The sequence below is a fragment of the Actinopolymorpha alba DSM 45243 genome, assembly GCF_000373925.1.
Lineage (GTDB): Bacteria > Actinomycetota > Actinomycetes > Propionibacteriales > Actinopolymorphaceae > Actinopolymorpha > Actinopolymorpha alba.
Genome location: NZ_KB892754.1, coordinates 52,183 through 71,747, shown reverse-complemented (window position 1 = coordinate 71,747; position 19,565 = coordinate 52,183). Strand labels below are relative to the sequence as shown.

Here is a 19,565-nt window from a genome sequence, read left to right as displayed (position 1 = left end):
GACGTGAAGCCAGTGCCCGGCATAAGGGGGGAACGGTTCATGAGCCACCAGGAAGTGTTGATTCCTGCTGAGGGCAGCATACAGTTGCACGCCTGGCTGCTCCGCCCACCCGCACCGGCAGGCAGCGGCCCCTTTCCGGCGATCACCATGGCGCACGGCTTCGGCGAACTGAAGTACCACGGCTTGGAAGGCTATGCGGAACGCTTCAGCCAGGCAGGTTTCGTCGTTCTCGTCCACGATCACCGCGGGTTTGGTCGGAGCGGTGGCGAACCCCGTGGTGACATCGACCCTTGGCAGCAGATCGCAGACTGGCGGCGGGCGATCTCATTCTTGGAGACCCTCGACGACGTCGACACCCACCGGATCGGGATCTGGGGTCCAAGCTACGCAGGCGGTCACACGATCGTTCTGGCGGCCACCGATCGGCGAATCAAGGCCGCGGTGGCGCAGGCTCCGACGATCAGCGGCTACGAGCAGGGCTTGCGTCGCGTGCCCGCCGACCGTAGGCAAGCGCTGGAAGAGCTGTTCGATGACGACGAACGCGCTCAACTGGCGGGCAAGCCACCCGCATACCAGCTCCTCAACAGCCTCGATCCAGAGATGCGGGCCGCCTACCATTCCCGGGACTTGGAGGAGTTCAACGCCCATTTCTCGCTCCCTCCCTCTGTCGAAGAACCCAAGTACGTCACCCTGCGGTCCACTCGCAAAGCGCAGATGTACCAACCAGGGACGTGGGCTACTCGCGTGTCACCGACGCCATTACTCATGGTCGTAGGCAAGACAGACACAATAACCCCCACTGATCTCGCGCTCGCGGCGTATGAACGTGCCCTGGAACCCAAGCGGTTGGCGTTGTTTTCCGGCGACCACTTCGACTCCTACATCGCGGCCTTCAAGCCGACAAGCGAAGCCGCCACCGAGTGGTTTAGTGAACATCTAGTCTAGGGAGCCGAGAAGCCGGGACCAAGGACACCGCGGCTACGTAGCGTTTGCCTCTGTGCACTGCAGAGATACGGAACAATGCTGCGGCTATGCCGAGCGATCCTCAACCGGACAAGCAGGTGCCGCGCGCGGTAGCGGCGCCGATGCGGTTTCTCGACGAGAGGGTCGGACTCGCCAAACTGGCCAAGAACAACCTTCGCAAGGTCTTTCCCGACCACTGGTCGTTCCTCCTTGGCGAGATCGCATTGTACAGCTTCATCGTGTTGTTGTTGAGCGGCACGTTCCTCATTCTGTGGTTCAAACCGAGCATGCAGGAAGTGGTGTACGACGGAACCTACGGTCCGCTGCGCGGGGTGCCCATGTCGGAGGCGTTCGCCTCCACGGTCGACATTTCGTTCGACATTCGCGGCGGCCTGCTGATGCGACAGATCCATCACTGGGCCGCGCTGCTTTTCCTCGCGGCGATCACGTGCCACCTGCTGCGGATCTTCTTCACCGGCGCGTTCCGCAAACCGCGGGAAGTCAACTGGTTGATCGGTGTCACGCTGCTGCAACTCGGCCTGATCGAGGGGTTCACCGGCTACTCCCTGCCCGACGACCTACTGTCGGGCACGGGGCTGCGATTCATCGAGGCGCTGATCCGATCCATCCCTGTGGTCGGCACCTATGTGTCGTTCTTCGTCTTCGGCGGAGAGTTTCCGGGAGACGTGATCACACCACGGCTCTACGGAATCCACATCCTGCTGCTTCCCGCACTGATTCTCGCGCTGATCGCCGTACATCTGGGCCTGGTCGTCTACCACAAGCACACGCAGTACCCCGGTCCCGGGCGGACGAACAGGAACGCGGTCGGCTATCCTCTGTTGCCGGTCTACACGGCAAAGGCGGGTGGTTTCTTCTTCCTCGTCTTCGGCGTTCTCACCCTCATGGGCGCGATCCTCCAGATCAACCCGATCTGGATCTACGGTCCTTACAACCCCTCGCAGGTGGGCGTGGGCACCCAGCCGGACTGGTACCTCGGCTGGGTCGAGGGCGGTCTGCGCATCATGCCGAACTGGGAGACCCGGGTCGCCGGCTTCACCATCGGCTGGAACGTCTTCATACCCGGCTTCGGCCTCCTGGGCCTCCTCGCGGTGGTGCTCGCGTTGTATCCGTTCATCGAACGCTGGGTGACCGGCGACAAACGCGAACACCATCTCCTTGATCGGCCGCGTAACCAGCCCGTCCGTACGGCGTTCGGTGTCGCGGGTATGACGTTCTACGGACTCTTGTGGCTTGGCGGCGGGGACGACATCATCGCGTTCGTCACCCGTCTCGCGGTCAACGACATCGTGTATTTCCTCCGAGTCGCGATCATCGTCGGACCCGTGATCGCGTTCCTCGTCACCAAACGAATCTGTCTCGGCCTCCAGCGTCGCGACCGTGACAAACTCCTGCACGGCCTGGAAACCGGCATCGTCATGCGACTCGCTCCCGGGGAGTACGTCGAGATCCACAGCCCTGCGAGTAGGGAGGAGGCCTACCTTCTGGGCTCCCATGAGCGGCAGGTCCCGATCGAGGTTGGGCCTGACGTCAACGAACACGGTGTACGCGCACCTCATCCCAGGAAGCGTCGCATGCGTGCGCGTGCGTCTCGCTTCTACTTCGGCAACGTCGTTCAGAAACCGACGAGAGGCGAACTCGAAGCCGCGCACACGCATGGCGCCGGCCACGGCGAACCCGAACTCGAGGAACCCGACCGGACCACCGAACTTCGGCCCCGCTCCGGCGGACCTCCTCCCAGTGAGTGACGGAGTTGCCGCCGCTGCCCGACTATGAGGTGATCTCAACTCGGTCCGCGACGTGCCAGGTCCAGCTCGCGCTGGGGTTCTTTGTCCCGGTCACGCGCACCTTCAGGATGTGCTGACCTGACGTGAGCGCCGGACTGGTGAAGATGAGGACGTTGCCCGCCTGGGTCGGCGAATAGGTGTCGACCACCGTCTCAGCTCCCCCGTCGACGGAGATCGCGACCTTGCCCATGACGCCGCTCTTTTCGGAGTAGACCTTGACCTGCGTACCGTTGAACCTGACCTGGTAATAGGCGTCCGTCTGGTCGGAGAAGGTCACATCGCCTTGGTACGCCGTGTCGTTGGCGTTGGTCGCCCATGATCCGACGAACTCGAACTCATTGGTGCCCGTGCCGGTCGTGTGGTCGTTCACCGAGGTCGTGGCGGTCGGCTGGTTGATGATGTCCACCCGGTCCGCGACATGCCAGGTGCCAGTCGAACTCGCGTTCTTCGTTCCGGTGACGCGGACCTTCAGCGTATGGGGTGCGGACGGCAGCACCGGGCTGGTGTAGACGAGAACATTGCCGGACTGGGTCGCCGCGTACGTGTCGACCATCGTCTCGGGCCCACCGTCGACGGAGACCGCGACAATGCCCATCAGGTTGCTCTTCTCCGAATAGAGCTTGAACTGCGTCCCGATGAAGCGCAGCTGGTAATAGTCGTTCGTCGTCATCGAGAAGGTCACGTCATCTTGGTAGGCCGTGTCGTTGGCGTTGGTCGCCCATGATCCGACGAACTCGAACTGGTTGGTGCCCGTGCCGGTCGTGTGGTCGTTCACCGTCGTGGTGCCGACGGCCGCGTCGTCGTTGAGGATGGTGCCGACGCCGAGACCGTCCGCAATCACCGCGCCGCCGGTCGGGCTCGACAGCGTGACGCTGAACGACTCGTCCTGCTCGACCGCCGTGTCACCAACGACCGGGATGTTCACGACCTTGCTCGTCTCCCCCGGCGCGAACGTCAACGTCCCATTGGCGGCGGTGTAGTCGCCCGGCGCGACCGCCGTCGCGTCCGCTGTGGCATAGGCGACCGTCACCGCGCTCGAGCTCGCCGGGCTCAGCGAGACCGTGAACGACGCCTGCGACGTGTCGGAGTTCCCCTCGGAAACCGTCGCGTCGCTCACCCGCAGGGCCGGCGTGGGCGTCGGGACCGTCGCGTTCATCATGATGTCGTCGACCCACGCGTACCCACCGGTGGTCGGCTTGTAGCCGTAGATCGTGGCGCTGGTGTTGGTCGCACCCGTGGTGAAGGTCAGCGTTTTCTCCGACCACGTAGTGGTGGTGTGTTCCTCGTAGGCGTCCGCGCCGCCGTAGCCCTTCACTCCAAGGCGTACGCCCTGGCCGTCGGAACTGACCCGCAGGAAGCCCCGGATCTTGTACGTCGTGTTCGGTTTGAGGCCGCTGATCGTCTGCTCGATGCCGTCCTCGCCGGTGCCAAGAGCGACGCCGGTCTCGTGGTGGAAGCGGCTGGAGACCTCGCCGCCGGAGAAGTCGAAGGTCGGCTGCGCGGTCTTGGAGTGCGTCCTTGTCCACCCGTAGAGGCTGTTCAGCTGCGGGTGCTGCATGCGGTTGAGGTCGAGGCTGCCGTTGACCACCAGGTTCTGGTAGTCGGTGTCGGTCGGCTGGTAGGCGACGATGGGCGGGTTGGCGAAGTTGTGCCCGGCCTTCCAGTCCGCACCGCCAACCTCGTAGGCGCCGATGTCCGGCGCGGTCCCCTCGAATCCCTCCGTGATGCCGCGGATCGGGGTCCCCGCGTTCCGGGCTGGTGATCCCGGCGTCAGGTGGAAGTCCTTCGCCGGCAGGGAGACGTACTCCGGATCACCGGAGGTGAGGTTGTTGCCGAACACCGCGCCGATGCTCGTGGCGCCGGTGCCGAGCTCCTGGGTGGCGATGTTGTTCTGGATACGGTCGCCGTACGCGTCCAGGCCGTACGTCGGCTCGGACACCCTGATCCCCGACGTGTTGTACGTCGTGTTGTTGTAGACCTGCACGAAGTTGGACAGGTGGTTGACGATGATGCCGAGCCAGGAGAGGTTCCAGGTCACGTTGTCGTAGATCAACGCGTTGGCCGACGACTCGTCGAGGTAGATGCCGCCCGTCCACTCACCCTCACCGTTACTCCGGAACACGTTGTCGTGCCAGTAGTTGTGGTGGATCTCGGAGTTTCCCAGATCGTTGTGCGCGGTATAAAGCATCCCGGTGTCATGGGCGAAGTAGTTGCCATGGTGGAAGTCGTTGTACTGAATGATGGCCGCGAAGAACTCCCCGCCGATCAGCGACCGGCCCGAATGATAGACCGTGTTGTTGCTGACCAGATGTCCTCGGCCAAGCAACTCGATCGCGGAGTTGAACGCGATCCCGCCGTAGGTGCCGTCATGGATCAGGTTGTTGACCAGCTTGTTGTTGTCCTTCTTCATCGTCACCAACGAGCCGGAGGAAAAGGCGATCTCGCTGTTCTTCAGAGTGTCGTGCGTGCCGCACAGGCAGATACCGGTGTTCCAGCCATTGGCGAGGTTGTACTCACTCACGTACTTCGCGTTGATACCGTCGATCACATTGTTGGACCCGTCGGTGGTGTCGATCGTCGCGGCGAACACCTTGACGCCCTTGATCCGGACGTACGACCGCTGGGTCAGGTCGAACGCCAGGTTGCGTGCCTTGTACTCCACCGTGTGGTTGGCCGGGTTGTCGCTGGCCGTTGTCCGCAGATAGAGCTGTCCGGCCGCCTTGTCGTAGTACCACTCGCCCGGGTAGTCCAGCGCCGCCAGCTTGCCCATGATGAAGTACTCCGACCCACCCAACCCCCAGTCGGCAAGGTCGACGACCCAGCCAGGCAGGCGTTCCTTGCGGAAGATGAGGTACGCCCGGCCGGGCGCCGTCAGCTTCACGTCCGCGGCGTAGGTGAAGTCCTTCGCGGTTGTCGGCGAGTCGTACCACGCCGTCGCTCCGCTCGACTGTGGCTGGGTGTATCCCCGCAACGTGGTGCCGTCAGACTCCCACCAGCCGGTGTCCTCGCCCCTCGTCCATCCCCGAATGTTGCTCGCGAACGTCGCGGCGTGCCGTCCCGGCGCTTGGTTCGGATCCTGGCTGGTAATGGTGGCGTTGACGTTCGTGAACTCCACCTTCGCCGCGGCGCTGCCGTTCTCGGACTCGAGCCCCAGACCGAAGCTACCTTCGGCGACCTCGGAGTTGGTCACCGAGATGACGGGAGAGGCGCCGTTGTTGAGAAAGACCTGTATCGAACTGCCAGACGCCGTCACCTTGAGGTTGTACGTGGTGTTCTGGGCGACCGTCATGGCGTGAGCGCCGAGCACATTACCCGCGGGACCGATGAGCTGGAGAGCGTTGTCGTAGGTGGAGAGCTTCAGGCGATAGGACTTCTGGTCACGCTTGAGCTTGAGCTTGCCAGGAGTGGAGCTTTCGACCAGGGCGCTGCTGAAGTTCCACGAACCCGAGTCCTCCACGAACAACGCCGCACCATCCCAGGTGCCATCCGGCTGGTCCAGATTCACCGGATCGCTCAGCAAACTCCCATTCGAAGTCGCCGCATCCCGCTCCCATAACTTGGGGTCATACAAATTACCCACCGGCGTGTTAGGTGAGCGCGCCAGATTGTTCGCCACACCATCGACATACACCTGGTCAAGGAAATCCCCCATCGGCAACGACACCGGTTTCCTGAAGACGCTGTCCGGGAGTGCGGTCCACGAACCCATCAGCAGATCGGCACCGCTGACCGTCACATCCGCACCCGTGTCCGGCTCGAACGTGATCGGGTTCCCCGATGTCCCTGAATTCGCCGGCCGTATCGTCTCCCGATACGTCCCCGAACGAATCCGCACCGTATCTCCAGCCCCCGCCACCCCCGCCGCCTTCGAGATCGACCGCCACGGACTCCCGGCACTACCGTTTCCGGTCGAGTCGTTCCCATGAACCGCGTCGACGTAGTAGATGGACGCGGCCCGGGCAGGCACAGCCGCGACAACCACCACGGACACTGACACCAGCGGGAGCGCGGCCAGGATCACCATCAGCCTTCTCAGCATGACCACCATCACCTTGGAAGCGATGAACCAGCGCGATGCGGCGAGTTCGTCCGTCGCCGGCGGTCGCCGTCAGCGACAGAGCGAGGATGGGTGTGAACAATGCACAGCAACGGCAGTGACCGGCCGGGTGATCCCGGAGTGGTCAATCGTTTGAGTGATACGTGATCCACACGTTAGTGAGCCCGCCTTGGCCAGTCAAGGTCGATGACCAAGACCCGCCACCACCAGCACGAGCCGACATGATGACGACGCCAACGTTTCCTGACGAGGCACTGGCTAGGCTGGACCGGTGAGGCATGTCGACTTACCGCAGCGCCTGGGCGAGAGCCACCGTTCACTCGCCGAACTCGTCGCCGACGAGCTACGCCGCCGGATACTCACGGGCCAACTCGAAGCCGGCGCCCGCGTCGTGGAGGAGACGATGGCCCGCGAGCTTGGCGTGTCCCGCAACCCGGTCCGCGAGGCGCTGAAGGCACTCACGGCCGAGGGCTACGTCCACACCGTGCCGCGGCGGGGTTCGACGGTCGCGGTCATGTCTGGCCAGGAGGCCGGCGAGTTGTTCGACCTCCGCGCGGCCCTGGAGGGGGTGTCCGCGCGGATCGCCGCCCGCAAGCAGGACACCGCCAGGTTCGCGCTGCTCGACGACCTGCTCGCACAGGCACGCGAGGCAACCGAGGCCGGCGACCTCGACCTGGTCGCTCGGCTCAACGTCAGCTTCCACGCCGGGATCGCGGCGGCGAGCGGCAACGCCTACCTGCAGATGATCGCCGGGCCGATGCTCGAACGCTCCCAGTGGGTGTTCCTCAGCACCGCCAACGCCCGGCTCACGCATTCCCTCCACGAGCATGTCGAGATACTCGCCGCGCTGCGCTCCGGCGACGAGGACGAAGCAGAGCGTCAGGCCCGCGCCCACGTCGAAGCGGCTCGCCGGTCCTTCAACCAAGCGGCGTAGCGCGCCGGACAGTCCTGCCGGCAATCCGTATCCGCGGCGCCCGCCGCTGCCCGGCGGGGGTTCAGGAACAGGCTCTTAATCCAAGGTCACGCGGACGTGACAAATCTGGACTAAATTAACCGCCATACTGTATACAGTCGGCGACATGGTATTGATCCCCGAGGAGCGGCGATGCGTCTGTACGTCGGTATCGGTCTGGCTGCCGCGATCGCGATGAGCCTCGCCGCGTGTTCGACTCCGGGTGACGGACAGACGTCCCGGGGTCCAACGGACGCATCGAGCGGGGCAGGAAGCGGCGGCACGATGAGAGTCGCCATCGCGAGCGATCCAGGCACCCTCGACCCGACCCTCGCGAACACCTTCGAGGCGCGCGTGGTGTTCACGTCGTTCTGCGAGAAGCTCTACGACGCGAGCAACAGCCTCAAGATCGTCCCCCAGCTTGCGGCCGACCTGCCGAAGACCTCAGCTGACGGCCTGACGGTCACGATCGCGCTGCGTTCGGGGGTGAAGTTCAACGATGGGACAGCCTTCGACGCGAGTGCGGTGAAGACCAGCCTGGACCGCCACCTGACCCTGGAAGGATCCGCGCGCACCCGTGAGCTCGCCGCGGTGAAGTCAGTGGACGTCGTCGACCCGACCACGTTACGGATCAATCTCCGGCGTCCGTTCAGCCCACTCGGCGCCCAGCTCGCCGACCGCGCCGGCCTCATCATGTCTCCCACGGCATTGAAGAAGCTCGGCAAGAACTTCGGCAACTCCCCCGTGTGCGTGGGGCCGTTCACCTGGGCGGGGCGTACGGCGGGCAGCGAGATCAAGTTCACCAAGTCCAACGACTACTACGACGCGAGCAAGGTCAGGTTGCGGGGCGTGACCTACCGCATCATCACCGACGACAACGCGCGAGCTGCCAACCTCCAGTCCGGCGACGTCGACGTGGCGGAACAGCTTGACTCCAACGACATCCCGCGCCTGAAGGCCGATTCGAATCTCACGGTCAAGGACATCAGCGCGATCAGCTACCAGGGCATCTCGATCAACATCGGTAACACACAGGGAATCGGCAAACCGTCCGGCACGATTGACACACCACTCGGCCGCAACCCCGAGCTACGCAAGGCGTTCGAGATGGCACTCGACCGGGATGCCATGAACGAGGTTGTTTACAACGGCGCCAATGCGGTCGACTGCCTGCCCTTTCCCATGCAGAGCGAATTCCGGCCCGAGAAGCCCGCGTGCACGCCGTACGATCCAGCGCAGGCGAAGAAGCTCGTCCAGGCGTCCGGTGAGAAGACCCCGATCCCGGTTGATCTCATGATCCCGGCCGGGTCCGGCGCCGATCGACTGGCGCAGGTGATCCAGTCCATGGCGGAGAAGGTCGGCTTCGCGGTCCGCATCAAGCCGCAGGAGTTCATCTCGGCGCTCGCCGCGGCGCGTGCTGGCAAGTTCGACACGTTCCTCATCGGCTGGTCGGGACGGGTGGACCCCGACGGCAACATCTCCGACCTGGTGACGAGTGGTGGGTCGAACAACTTCTCCGGCGTCAGCGATCCACAGCTTGACGAGCTGGCCACCGACGCCGCGGCCGCCAGCGCGACCAAGGAGCGGGCGGCGATCTACGTCCAGACACTCGAACGCCTGAAGGAGATCCGATCGAACATCTACCTCTACCACGACCGGTGGTTCCTCGGGTTCTCCAAGGAGGTAACGGGCGTTGCCTACCCGGCCGACGGGATTCCGCGGTTCAAGTCGGCGTCCTTCACGCCCTGACCCCACCAGAGCCGAGGACGGTCACCGCTCATGGGACAGTTCGTCGTTCGTCGCGTACTCTCCTCCGTCGTCGTGTTGGTGCTGGGCAGCATTGTGGTCTTCCTCGGCATCCGGGCGCTGCCCGGCGATCCGGCACTGGCCCTGGCAGGTGAGAGCGCCGACCCCGCCGTGCTGGCTGCGATCCGCCGCCAGTACGGCCTCGACCAGCCGTGGCCGATCCAGTACATCCACTACGTCGCCCAAGCGCTCCAGGGGAATTTCGGGATCTCCACCGTCGACCAGATCCCCGTCTCCCAGATCCTGGCCGAACGCATCCCGGTCACCCTGGAGATCGCGTTCCTCGCCATCCTGGTCGGCATCCTCATCGGGGTGCCTGCCGGGGTGATCTCGGCGGTCCGTCAAGGCAAGCTTGCCGACTACGTGGCCACCGGACTCGGCCTGGTCGGCCTTTCCGTCCCACACTTCTGGCTCGGACTGCTGGGCATCTGGATCTTCGCGGTCCACCTCCGGGTCCTGCCCGCGTCAGGTTTCGTGGGGCTCGCGGAGGACCCGGTGGAGAACCTCCGCCGGATGGTGATGCCGGTCCTGGTGCTCGGCACCGGACTGTCCGCGGTGTTGATGCGTCAGAGCCGCTCGGCACTGCTCAGCCAGCTGTCCGAGGACTACGTACGCACGGCCCGCGCCAAGGGACTCCCCCACCGGGCCCAGGTCCGGCACGCGTTGCGCAACAGCCTCACCACTGTGACCACCGTGCTGGGCCTGCAACTCGGCGGCCTCATCAGCGGCGCGGTCGTCACCGAACAGATCTTCGTCATTCCCGGCTTCGGCAAGCTCACGGTCGACGCGGTACTCCAGCGCAACTACCCGGTGATCGAGGGCGTCGTCCTCGTCACGGTGTCGGGTTACGTCGTGATCAACCTGCTGGTCGACCTCACCTATGCCTGGCTGAACCCCCGGCTGCGCCTGACAGGAGGTGACTCATGAGCCAGGTGGGTCTCGCAACGGCGGCACCGGTAGTCAGGGTGAGTCAGGGACGGCGCCTGCGTCGGCGCTTCCTGCGCAGGCCGATGGCTGTGATCGGACTCGTCCTCGTCGCGGCGTTCGTTCTGCTCGCCCTCGTCGGTCCTCTGGTCAGTGGCGATCCGCTCGCCCAGGACTTCGGCGCCCGCCTGGCTCCACCGTCCGCACACCATCTCCTCGGCACCGACGACCTCGGCCGCGACGTGTTCGCGAGGATCGCGCACGGCGCCCGGGTCTCCCTGCTCGCGGGCGTGGCCTCGACCGCGCTCGCCGTCGTCGTCGGCGTACCGATCGGGTTGGGCGCCGGCTACTTCCGCGGCTGGCTCGACTCGGCCATCATGCGGCTGAACGACGTGCTCCTGGCCTTTCCGTTCCTCATCTTCGCCGTCGGCCTCGCGGCAATCCTGGGTGCGTCGCTGCGCAACGTCGTCCTTGCCCTCGCGATCGCCCAGCTCCCCTCGGTCATCCGGATCACCCGCGGCGAGGCGCTCGTCCTACGCGATCAGGACTTCGTGAGCGGCGCGGTCGCCGACGGCGCGCGGCCGATCACGATCATGTTCCGTTACCTGCTTCCCAACTCCCTTAATGCCCTCATCGTGCAGGCCACGGTGGCCATACCGGGCGCGATCATCGGCGAGGCCGCGCTGAGCTTTCTCGGTCTCGGGGTGCAGCCACCCACGCCGTCGTGGGGCGTGATGCTGACAACCGCGCAGCAGTTCCTCGCCCAGGCGCCCCAACTCGCTATCTTCCCCGGGCTGATGATCGCCCTGGCCACGCTCGGGTTCAACCTGCTCGGTGACGGACTCCGCGACGTTCTCGATCCGAGGAGTCATTGATGAGCCTGCTCGAGGTCGAGGACCTACGGGTCACCTTCACGACGGAGGACGGGCCGGTTCTGGCCGTCAAGCGGATGTCGTTCGCGCTGGAGAGTGGCGAGATCCTTGCCCTGGTGGGCGAATCCGGCTGCGGTAAGTCGGTGACGGCGATGTCGATACCGCGACTGCTGCCCACCAGCGGCGTCGAGATCGAGGGAGCGGTACGCCTGGGCGGCCGCGACCTCACGGCGCTGGCCGAACGCGACCTGGAGGCGCTGCGTGGCAAGGAGATCTCTGTCGTCTTCCAAGAGCCGATGACGTCGCTCAATCCGGCGTACACCGTCGGCCGGCAGATCGTCGAGGTTCTGCGGCGGCACGAGCGCCTCAACAGCCGAAAGGCCCTCGACCGGGCGGTCGAACTCCTGGAACTGGTGGGGATCCCGGACGCCCGGCGGCGCTGCGACAGCTATCCACACCAGTTGTCGGGCGGCATGCGGCAGCGGGTGATGATCGCGATCGGCGTGGCCTGCAACCCGAAGGTCCTGATCGCCGACGAGCCGACGACCGCCCTCGACGTCACCATCCAGGCCGGCGTTCTCGAGGTGATCGCCAACCTCCGCGACACGCTCGGCACCGCCGTCGTCCTCATTACCCATGACCTCGGCGTGGTGGCGAAGGTCGCCGATCGGGTGGTCGTGATGTACGCCGGTCGGTCGGTCGAGGAAGCGCCGGTCGACTCGCTGTTCGCGGCACCCCAGCATCCGTACACGATGGGCCTGATCGACGCGCTCCCCAGCAGCGCGCTCCTGCGCGGAACGCGCCGGCTCGAGGAGATCCCGGGCATGGTGCCCCCGCCGACCAGCGACCCGGACGAATGTGAGTTCGCCGCTCGCTGCCCGCGTGCCTCCGCGAGGTGCACGAGCGCCCGACCGGCCCTGAAGGTCAGCGAGGCCGAGCACAGGGTGGCCTGCTACCACCCCGGCCGGAAGGAGGTCGGCCGTGTCAGCTGAGAACGTTCTGACCGTCCGCGGGCTCACCAAGCACTATCTCGGCGGCTCGCGACTGCGAGGGACCCAGCACGTCGTTCGTGCGGTCGACGGCGTTGATCTCCGTATCGCGGCTGGAGAGATCCTCGGCCTGGTTGGTGAGTCGGGCAGCGGGAAGTCGACCGTGGGTCGCTGCGTCACCCGGCTCACCACGCCCACCTCGGGAACCATCGAGCTACTCGGCAAGGACATCAGCCGGCGGAGCCAACGCCAACTGAGGCCGCTCCGACGCGAGGTCCACATCGTCTTCCAGGACCCCTACTCGTCGTTGAACCCGCGGATGACCATCGGCGAGATCATTGCCGAACCCCTACGTCAGCAGGGCATCCGGTCCCGGCGTGAACGCGACCTCGGCGTGGCGGAGATGCTCGAACGCACCGGACTTCGCCAGGAGATGCGAACGCGCTACCCGCACGAGTTGTCCGGAGGACAGCGCCAGCGGGTCGCTCTGGCCCGGGCACTGATTCGCCGGCCACGCCTGGTCGTCGCCGACGAGCCCGTCTCAGCCCTCGACGTCTCCGTACAGGCATCGATCCTCAACCTGCTCCTCGAACTCCAACGCGACCTCGGGTTCTCCTGCCTGTTCATCTCCCACGACCTGTCGGTCGTGGAGTTCATCAGCGACCGGATCGCGGTGATGTACCTCGGCCGGATTGTCGAGACGACCAGCCGGGAGCGGTTGTTCCGGGAGCCGCAGCATCCCTACACCCAGGCGCTCCTCTCGGCGGCGCCGGTCCCCGACCCGGCCCTTGCCCGCGGCCGTGAACGCGTCATCCTGCGGGGAGACCTGCCGAGCGCGGCAGCCATGCCGGCGGGCTGCCGGTTCCACACCCGGTGCCCCGTCGCGGTGGACCGATGCCGTACGGACGACCCGGCACTGGTCGGCGTCACGGCACCTGACCACCTCGTCGCCTGTCATCTCGTCGAACCGGGGCGCGGAGCGCCCGACATCACAGCAGTGAGGAGAGCGGATGCTGACCACTCGACCTGAGCTCGTCGGTGACTTCGGCATGGTCGCCAGCACACACTGGCTCGCCTCCAGCACCGGAATGAGCGTGCTGGAACGCGGCGGGAACGCCGCCGACGCGGCCGCTGCCGCGGCGTTCGTGCTGCAGGTCGTCGAACCCCACCTGAACGGGCCAGGCGGCGACGCACCGATCCTGCTCTGGGACGACAACGCGAGCGCCGTGTCGGTGATCTGCGGTCAGGGCGTGGCGCCCCAGGCGGCGACGATCCAGCGGTTCGACGAACTCGGCCTCGACCTCGTGCCGGGCACCGGCCTGCTGCCCGCGGTCGTGCCGGGCGCGTTCGGTGCCTGGACCCTGCTCGTCGAACGCTGGGGAACCTGGACGCTGCGCGACGTGCTCGAACCCGCGGTGCATCTGGCCGAGGCGGGACATCCGCTGCTGCGTCAGGCGTCCGCCGCGCTCGGCACCGTCGAGGAGATGTTCCGCCGCGACTGGCCCACCTCCGCGGCCACCTGGCTGCCCGACGGGAAGGTCCCGGCGGCCGGCGTCCGGTTTCGCAACCCGGTGTTGGCGGCGACCTACCGGCGCGTCGTCGCCGAGGCCGAGGCGCGTACGACAGACCGCGCCGGCCAGCTCGCCGCCGCGAGGGACGTCTGGTATCGCGGGTTCGTCGCCGAGGCGATCGAGGACTTCTGCGCGAACAACGAGATCATGGACACCTCCGGGCGCCCGCACCGCGGCCTGCTCACCGCGCAGGACCTCGCCGACTGGGAGCCGGCTGTCGAGGAGCCGACGACGTTCCAGTACGGCGATTACACCGTCGCCAAGACCGGGCCGTGGGGGCAGGGGCCCGTGTTCCTGCAGCAGCTCGCCCTGCTGGCGCAGACCGGCCTCGCCGACACCGAGCACCTCTCCGCGGACTGGGTGCACACCATCACCGAGGCCAGCAAGCTCGCGTTCGCCGACCGGGAGGCGTGGTACGGCGACCCGCGGTTCGTCGACGTCCCGCTCGCCGACCTGCTCGATCCGGCGTACAACGCCGAACGTGCCCGGCTGATCGGCGCGAAGGCCTCCCTCGACCACGTCCCGGGCAGTCCGGGCGGCCGCACGCCGGTCATGCCGACCCGGTGGTCGACTCCGGACGGTAGCCACCCCGCGGCCGGTGCCGGCGAGCCGACCATCGCTCCGAACGGCGACACCCGTGGCGACACGTGTCACCTCGACGTCGTCGACCAGAACGGCATGATGATCTCGGCGACACCGAGCGGCGGTTGGTTCCAGAGTTCGCCCACGATTCCGGGGCTCGGCTTCTGCCTGAGCATGCGCGGTCAGATGTTCTGGCTGGAGGAAAGTCTGCCGAACAGCCTCCAACCGGGAAAGCGGCCGCGGACGACCCTCACGCCGTCGTTCGCGCTGCGCGACGGCAAGCCCTGGTTGGCGTTCGGTACTCCGGGTGGCGACATGCAGGACCAGTGGACCCTGCACTTCTTCCTCAACGTCGTGCACGGCGGACTCAACCTCCAGGAGGCCATCGACGCGCCGGACTTCCACTCGCTGCACATGGCGAGTTCCTTCTACCCGCGTACGGCCGAGCCCGGCCGGCTGCTGGTCGAGGAACGCCTTGGTGCGCAGGCGGTCTCCGACCTCCGGCGCCGCGGGCATGACGTCGTGGTCGTCGACCCGTGGTCGCTCGGCCGGGTGAGCGCCGTGGCGCGTGACGACGGATGGCTGAAGGCGGGAGCGAACCCCCGGGGCGCCCAGGGGTACGCCGTGGGTCGGTGACGTTGTCCGGCCTGGGCGAGCGGCCCAACCTCCGCGAGCAGATCACCGAGGCGCTGCGCGCCGCGCTTATCACCGGGGAGATGGAGCCCGGCATGATCTACTCCGCCCCGGCGCTCGCCCAGAAGTTCGGTGTCTCGGCCACGCCGGTGCGCGAAGCGATGCTCGAGCTCGCCAAGGGCGGCCTGGTCGAGATGGTGCGTAACAAGGGCTTCCGGGTCACCGAACTTTCAGAACGGGACCTCGACGAGATCACCGAGGTGCGGTCCTACCTCGAGGTCCCCGCGGTGACCAGGTTGACCGGCCGCCTTGATGCTGAGGTGCTGTCATCTTTGCGGGTGCTCGCGGCCGAGATCGAGCGTGCGGCGAGGGCCCGCGACCTGATCGCCTACATCGAAGCCGACCACCGCTTCCACCTGGGTCTGCTGGGCCGCGCCGGGAACACCCGACTGCTGAACGTCGTAGCCGACATGCGCGCCCGGTCCCGGTTGTTCGGCCTGTCCACGTTGAGCGATGAATCCCTCAACGCGTCCGCCCGCGAGCACGCCCAACTGCTGGACCTCCTGGCTGGTGACGACCCAGCCGTTGTGGAAGCCCTGATCCGGCGGCACATCGGGCACGTCCGGGGTGCCTGGGCCAGCGACAGCCAGCACGGCTGAGCCGGCGACAGTTTCGACAATGCAGGTGTGGCGAGCGTGGCCATCATCGGCCCACGCGACGACACGGTAGATCTATATAGTGAGTTCCAACGCTGCATTGTGGATCTGTCCTCTAGGGAAGGCCAGTGGATGTCGATCGTCGCTGTCGACTGCTTCGTTCTCAAGGTGGCCCACGACGAGCCCTATCTCGGAGAGGTTGGCAGCCCGGACACCGGATACCAGGTCCGCGCCCCGTGGCGCAGCATCTACTCCCGCCGCTTCGAAACCCTGCTGGTACGCCTGACCGCCGACGACGGCACCACGGGCTGGGGTGAGGCCCTGAGCCCAGTGGCGCCTGAGGTACCCGCCGAGATCGTGCGCCGCCTGCTCGCGCCCGTCCTGGTCGGCGCCGATCCGTCCCGGATACGACCGCTCGTGGCGAAACTCCGGGACCTGATGCGGGAACGCGGCCATCTCGGTGGGTACCAGGCCGACGCGATCGCCGCCGTCGACATCGCACTGTGGGACCTGGCCGGCAAGCTCGCGGGCCTGCCCGTCCATGCCCTGCTCGGAGGAGCGTTCCACGACTGGATACCGACTTACGTGTCTGGACTCACCGCGCCCGATGATGCCGGCCGGGCGGAGCAGGCCGCCACCTGGCAACGACACGGCGTACGAACCATCAAACTGCATCTGGGTCGCGGCCTTGAGTCCGACCTGGCAACCCTCGACGCGGTCCGGACGGCCGCACCGGAGGTACGGTTCGCCGTCGACGCGCACTGGGCGTACTCCCTGCCCCAGGCCATCCGGCTGGCCCGTGAACTCGCGGCCCGGGAGGTGGTCTTCCTCGAAGCACCCCTGGCTCCCGAGGATCTGGCGGGTCATGCCGAGCTGTGCGGCAGGTCGGAGATTCCCATCGCGGTTGGCGAAACGCTCCGGCATCGCTACGAAACGACACCGTGGCTCGCGGGTCGGGCGGCCGGCATCCTCCAACCCGACGTGGCGCGGACGGGACTGACCGAAGGCCTGGCGATCGCGGAGCTGGCCAGCGCGCACCACCTACCGGTGGCACCTCACCATTCGGTCGGATTCGCCGTCGCACTCGCCGCCGGGCTCCACCTGTCGGCGGCCGCGGGCAATCTTCTGCTCTTCGAGTACCAACCGGTCTCAACCCAGGTCGGCCAGCGGATCCTCACCAAGCCGGTTCCCGGTGGCGCGGAAGGCTTTCCGGTGCCCGACGCGCCCGGGCTCGGCATCGACGTGGACGAGCAGGCAGTCGCCCGCCTCGCCGAGTCCAGCACTGAAGGGGAGGCCTGATGCGGCTCGCCGGGTTGATACCTGTCCTCGCCACGCCTTTCGACGCCGACGGCACCCTCGATCGCGCGTCGCTACGCTGGCTGGTCGAATTCCAGCTCGCCGCTGGCGCTGATGGCCTTGCGGTCTTCGGTCTGGCCAGTGAGGGTTTCGCTCTGACCGCGGCCGAGAAGGCGGTGATCCTCGCCGACGTACGTGACATCGCCGGGCCGGGCATTCCCGTGGTGGCGGGCGTCAACGCCACCAGCACCCACACCGCGGTCGAGCAGGCGAACGAGGCGGCCGACAGTGGAGCCGACGCGCTGATGGTGCTACCGCCCTTCCTCACCAAGCCGGCCGGCTCCGCCCTCGTGGACTTCTACGGCACGGTGGCCGAGCGCGCCGGCCTGCCCGTGATGGTGCAGGACGCCGCGGCCGCGACCGGAGTGAGCATGCCGGTGTCGGTGTTGGTGGAGCTGAGCAAGCTCCCCGGCGTCGACTCGGTGAAGGTCGAGGCCCAGCCCACCGCTCCCAAGGTCGGGGCGGTGGTTGCCGCCACGGGTGGTGGCTGGCCGGTCTTCGGCGGCCAGAATGCCTTCTTCGTGTTGGAGGAGTACGCCCGAGGTGCGGTCGGAACGATGCCGGCGTGTGAGTTCACCGACGCACTCGCGGACATCCTCCAGGTCTGGGCGGCCGGTGAGCACGTCGCCGCACACCAGAAGTTCAACGCTCTCCTGCCGCTGGTCCGGTTCGGCCTCCAGCCCGGCATCGCGCACGCGGTCCACAAGCACGTACTCGTCCGCCGAGGCATCCTGAGCCACCCCTTTGTCCGGCCGCCGGCCGCTCCCCTCGATGCCGGCAGCCTCGCGGCGCTCGACCTGATCTGGTCGATGAATCCCCTGCCCACGTGGGATTCCGCGCGATGACGCGGGTCCTGCTGATCGGCGCCTCCACGCCGATCGGGCGGGCGATCGCGGCCCGCTTCCACACGGGCGGTGCCGAGGTGGTGGGTGCCTCGCTCCAGGCCGCGGACGACCCTGTGCTCGCCGCCGACCTCGTCGCGGACTGCTCCACGCCAGCGGGCGCCGCCGATGCCGTTCGTACGACCGTTGAGCTCCTCGATGGCATCGACATCCTCGTCTGCGCGGCCGGCCAGCAACCTCGAGGGCCACTCCACCGCACCAGCGACCACGACTGGCGACGCGCGTTCGACGGCTGCCTCGACACGGTCTTCTACACCGCCCGCGAAGCCCTGCCGCGGATGCGGAGGGGTGCGGCGATCATCGCCGTCTCCTCCGTCAACGCGACCCGGCCCGCACCCTGGATGGCGGCGTACGTCGCCGCGAAGGGGGCCGTCGAGGCGCTGGTCCGTGCGATGGCCGTCGACTACGCGGCCAGCGGCATCCGGGTGAACGCCGTCGCCCCCGGGTTGGTGCTTCCGGGCCCGCCGGCATCGAACGCGCCCGGGCAGCGTACGCAACCGGTCGGTCGGCCCGTCCGTCCCGAGGAGGTGGCGAACGCCGTCTACTTCCTCGCCTCCCCAGAGGCGAGCGCGATCACCGGGCTCACCGTGCCGGTCGATGCGGGCCTGACCGCGTTGTCGGCATCGACGTACGCCCGTCTCGATCTGTACGAACGGGTGTCCGAGGAACTGGTCGGAGAGATCACATCCGCTGAACAGCCAGACTGACACCGCTGTGACCGAGCGCGGTCGAGATCTGGTCGGCCTGCTCGATCACCTTGGTGGCCAGCAGCGCCTGCCGGTTGGGCAGGTCGAGTGCCGACAGCGGCCCCGAGACCGACAGCGCGGCGACGATCCGACCGGAGCGGTCGCGGATCGGCGCCGCCACGCAGGCCCGGCCGAAGGCCAGCTCCTCCACCTCGGTGGCGAAGCCGCGGCTGCGCACCTCCGCGAGCGCCTTGAGTAGATCAGAAAGCTTCGCCAACGTTTTCGGTGTGTACGTCGGGAACGTCCTGCCCACCAGGGCGGCGACCTCGTCCTCGGGAAGCTCGCTCAGCAACGCCTTGCCCAGCCCCGTGGCGTGCAACGGCCCGCCCTGGCCCACCATGGTGAAGGACCGCGGCGCCAACCGGCCCTCGAAGTGGCAGAGGTAGAACAACCGCGATCCGGCGCGCTCAGCGACATTGACCCCGAGGCTGAGGTCGGCGGCCAGGTCCTGCGCGACCTGCCGGGCCTGGCGGAAGACCTGCGACTGGTTCAGTGCCAGCGACGACAGCCCGACGACCCGCGGGCCGATGCGATACAGGCCGGAGCGGGCGTCATGGGCGAGGAAGCCGAGCGTTTCGAGGGCACCAACCAGGCGGGACACCGTCGACTGTCCCAGGCCGGACACCTCCACCAACTCAGACACCCGTCGCTCGGGGTGTTCGGCGGTGAACGCGTCGAGCAGTGACAGGGCACGCTCGATGCTCTGCGTACCGCCGGGCTCGCGTTCCCTGCCCGCGGCTCGAACCAT

16 protein-coding genes are annotated in these 19,565 nt (G+C 66.9%); 14 read left to right on the top strand and 2 right to left on the bottom strand.

The annotated features are described in order from the left end of the window. The first annotated feature begins 39 nt into the window (after positions 1 to 39). Positions 40 to 945, top strand: coding sequence for an alpha/beta hydrolase (locus B141_RS0116705; RefSeq protein WP_020576319.1), 906 nt, complete (start codon positions 40 to 42; stop codon positions 943 to 945). Positions 946 to 1,085: 140 nt separating this feature from the next. Continuing rightward, on the top strand, positions 1,086 to 2,732 hold the full coding sequence (qcrB, locus tag B141_RS0116700) for a cytochrome bc1 complex cytochrome b subunit (RefSeq protein ID WP_237742718.1): 1,647 nt from the start codon (positions 1,086 to 1,088) through the stop codon (positions 2,730 to 2,732). A gap of 22 nt (positions 2,733 to 2,754) precedes the next feature. Here qcrB and B141_RS45740 read toward each other — a convergent pair whose 3' ends face one another. Beyond that, positions 2,755 to 6,810, bottom strand: coding sequence for a Calx-beta domain-containing protein (locus B141_RS45740; protein WP_237742716.1), 4,056 nt, complete (start codon positions 6,808 to 6,810; stop codon positions 2,755 to 2,757). Between B141_RS45740 and B141_RS49345 the strand changes: the two genes are divergently transcribed. The 12 genes from B141_RS49345 (at position 6,809) to B141_RS41070 (ending at position 18,778) form a co-directional block, all read left to right on the top strand. Beyond that, positions 6,809 to 6,964, top strand: a complete 156-nt coding sequence (locus B141_RS49345) for a hypothetical protein (RefSeq protein ID WP_157181057.1) — start codon at positions 6,809 to 6,811, stop codon at positions 6,962 to 6,964. The genes B141_RS45740 and B141_RS49345 overlap by 2 nt on opposite strands. Positions 6,965 to 7,099: 135 nt before the next feature. Beyond that, a complete protein-coding gene (locus B141_RS0116690) occupies positions 7,100 to 7,762 on the top strand; it encodes a GntR family transcriptional regulator (RefSeq protein WP_020576316.1) in 663 nt (220 codons plus the stop codon). A 171-nt stretch (positions 7,763 to 7,933) separates the two neighbouring features. Further along, positions 7,934 to 9,529, top strand: coding sequence for an ABC transporter substrate-binding protein (locus tag B141_RS0116685; protein WP_020576315.1), 1,596 nt, complete (start codon positions 7,934 to 7,936; stop codon positions 9,527 to 9,529). Between the two features lie 30 nt (positions 9,530 to 9,559). After that, on the top strand, positions 9,560 to 10,513 hold the full coding sequence (locus tag B141_RS0116680) for an ABC transporter permease (protein WP_020576314.1): 954 nt from the start codon (positions 9,560 to 9,562) through the stop codon (positions 10,511 to 10,513). Beyond that, complete coding sequence (locus tag B141_RS0116675; RefSeq protein ID WP_026257292.1) at positions 10,510 to 11,385, top strand: ABC transporter permease; 876 nt, start codon at positions 10,510 to 10,512, stop codon at positions 11,383 to 11,385. Before B141_RS0116680 ends, B141_RS0116675 begins: the two co-directional genes overlap by 4 nt. Further along, entirely contained in the window at positions 11,385 to 12,374 is a 990-nt protein-coding gene (locus tag B141_RS0116670; protein WP_020576312.1) for an ABC transporter ATP-binding protein, read from the top strand. The genes B141_RS0116675 and B141_RS0116670 overlap by 1 nt, the downstream gene beginning before the upstream one ends. Next, positions 12,364 to 13,401, top strand: a complete 1,038-nt coding sequence (locus B141_RS0116665) for an ABC transporter ATP-binding protein (protein ID WP_020576311.1) — start codon at positions 12,364 to 12,366, stop codon at positions 13,399 to 13,401. Before B141_RS0116670 ends, B141_RS0116665 begins: the two co-directional genes overlap by 11 nt. Continuing rightward, positions 13,382 to 15,160 carry a gamma-glutamyltransferase family protein gene (locus tag B141_RS0116660; protein ID WP_020576310.1) on the top strand — a complete coding sequence of 593 codons (1,779 nt, stop codon included), beginning with the start codon at positions 13,382 to 13,384 and terminating at the stop codon, positions 15,158 to 15,160. The genes B141_RS0116665 and B141_RS0116660 overlap by 20 nt, the downstream gene beginning before the upstream one ends. Then, positions 15,157 to 15,816, top strand: coding sequence for a GntR family transcriptional regulator (locus B141_RS0116655; RefSeq protein WP_020576309.1), 660 nt, complete (start codon positions 15,157 to 15,159; stop codon positions 15,814 to 15,816). Before B141_RS0116660 ends, B141_RS0116655 begins: the two co-directional genes overlap by 4 nt. Before the next feature lie 129 nt (positions 15,817 to 15,945). Further along, a complete protein-coding gene (locus B141_RS0116650; protein ID WP_020576308.1) occupies positions 15,946 to 17,112 on the top strand; it encodes a mandelate racemase/muconate lactonizing enzyme family protein in 1,167 nt (388 codons plus the stop codon). Then, positions 17,112 to 18,014: a dihydrodipicolinate synthase family protein gene (locus B141_RS0116645; RefSeq protein ID WP_020576307.1), complete on the top strand. Its 903-nt coding sequence runs from the start codon at positions 17,112 to 17,114 to the stop codon at positions 18,012 to 18,014. Before B141_RS0116650 ends, B141_RS0116645 begins: the two co-directional genes overlap by 1 nt. Then, complete coding sequence (locus B141_RS41070) at positions 17,996 to 18,778, top strand: SDR family NAD(P)-dependent oxidoreductase (RefSeq protein ID WP_020576306.1); 783 nt, start codon at positions 17,996 to 17,998, stop codon at positions 18,776 to 18,778. Before B141_RS0116645 ends, B141_RS41070 begins: the two co-directional genes overlap by 19 nt. Here B141_RS41070 and B141_RS0116635 read toward each other — a convergent pair. Continuing rightward, on the bottom strand, positions 18,753 to 19,565 hold the full coding sequence (locus B141_RS0116635; protein WP_020576305.1) for an IclR family transcriptional regulator: 813 nt from the start codon (positions 19,563 to 19,565) through the stop codon (positions 18,753 to 18,755). The two genes, B141_RS41070 and B141_RS0116635, sit on opposite strands and share 26 nt — an antisense overlap.

Coding starts and splice junctions, on each gene's coding strand:
- B141_RS0116685 (WP_020576315.1), top strand. CDS start 7,934: ATGCGTCTGTACGTCGGTATCGGTCTGGCTGCCGCGATCGCGATGAGC.
- qcrB (WP_237742718.1), top strand. CDS start 1,086: ATGCGGTTTCTCGACGAGAGGGTCGGACTCGCCAAACTGGCCAAGAAC.
- B141_RS0116705 (WP_020576319.1), top strand. CDS start 40: ATGAGCCACCAGGAAGTGTTGATTCCTGCTGAGGGCAGCATACAGTTG.
- B141_RS0116675 (WP_026257292.1), top strand. CDS start 10,510: ATGAGCCAGGTGGGTCTCGCAACGGCGGCACCGGTAGTCAGGGTGAGT.
- B141_RS0116680 (WP_020576314.1), top strand. CDS start 9,560: ATGGGACAGTTCGTCGTTCGTCGCGTACTCTCCTCCGTCGTCGTGTTG.
- B141_RS0116635 (WP_020576305.1), bottom strand. CDS start 19,565: ATGGTTCGAGCCGCGGGCAGGGAACGCGAGCCCGGCGGTACGCAGAGC.
- B141_RS0116645 (WP_020576307.1), top strand. CDS start 17,112: ATGCGGCTCGCCGGGTTGATACCTGTCCTCGCCACGCCTTTCGACGCC.
- B141_RS45740 (WP_237742716.1), bottom strand. CDS start 6,810: ATGCTGAGAAGGCTGATGGTGATCCTGGCCGCGCTCCCGCTGGTGTCA.
- B141_RS0116650 (WP_020576308.1), top strand. CDS start 15,946: ATGTCGATCGTCGCTGTCGACTGCTTCGTTCTCAAGGTGGCCCACGAC.
- B141_RS49345 (WP_157181057.1), top strand. CDS start 6,809: ATGACCACCATCACCTTGGAAGCGATGAACCAGCGCGATGCGGCGAGT.
- B141_RS0116660 (WP_020576310.1), top strand. CDS start 13,382: ATGCTGACCACTCGACCTGAGCTCGTCGGTGACTTCGGCATGGTCGCC.
- B141_RS0116670 (WP_020576312.1), top strand. CDS start 11,385: ATGAGCCTGCTCGAGGTCGAGGACCTACGGGTCACCTTCACGACGGAG.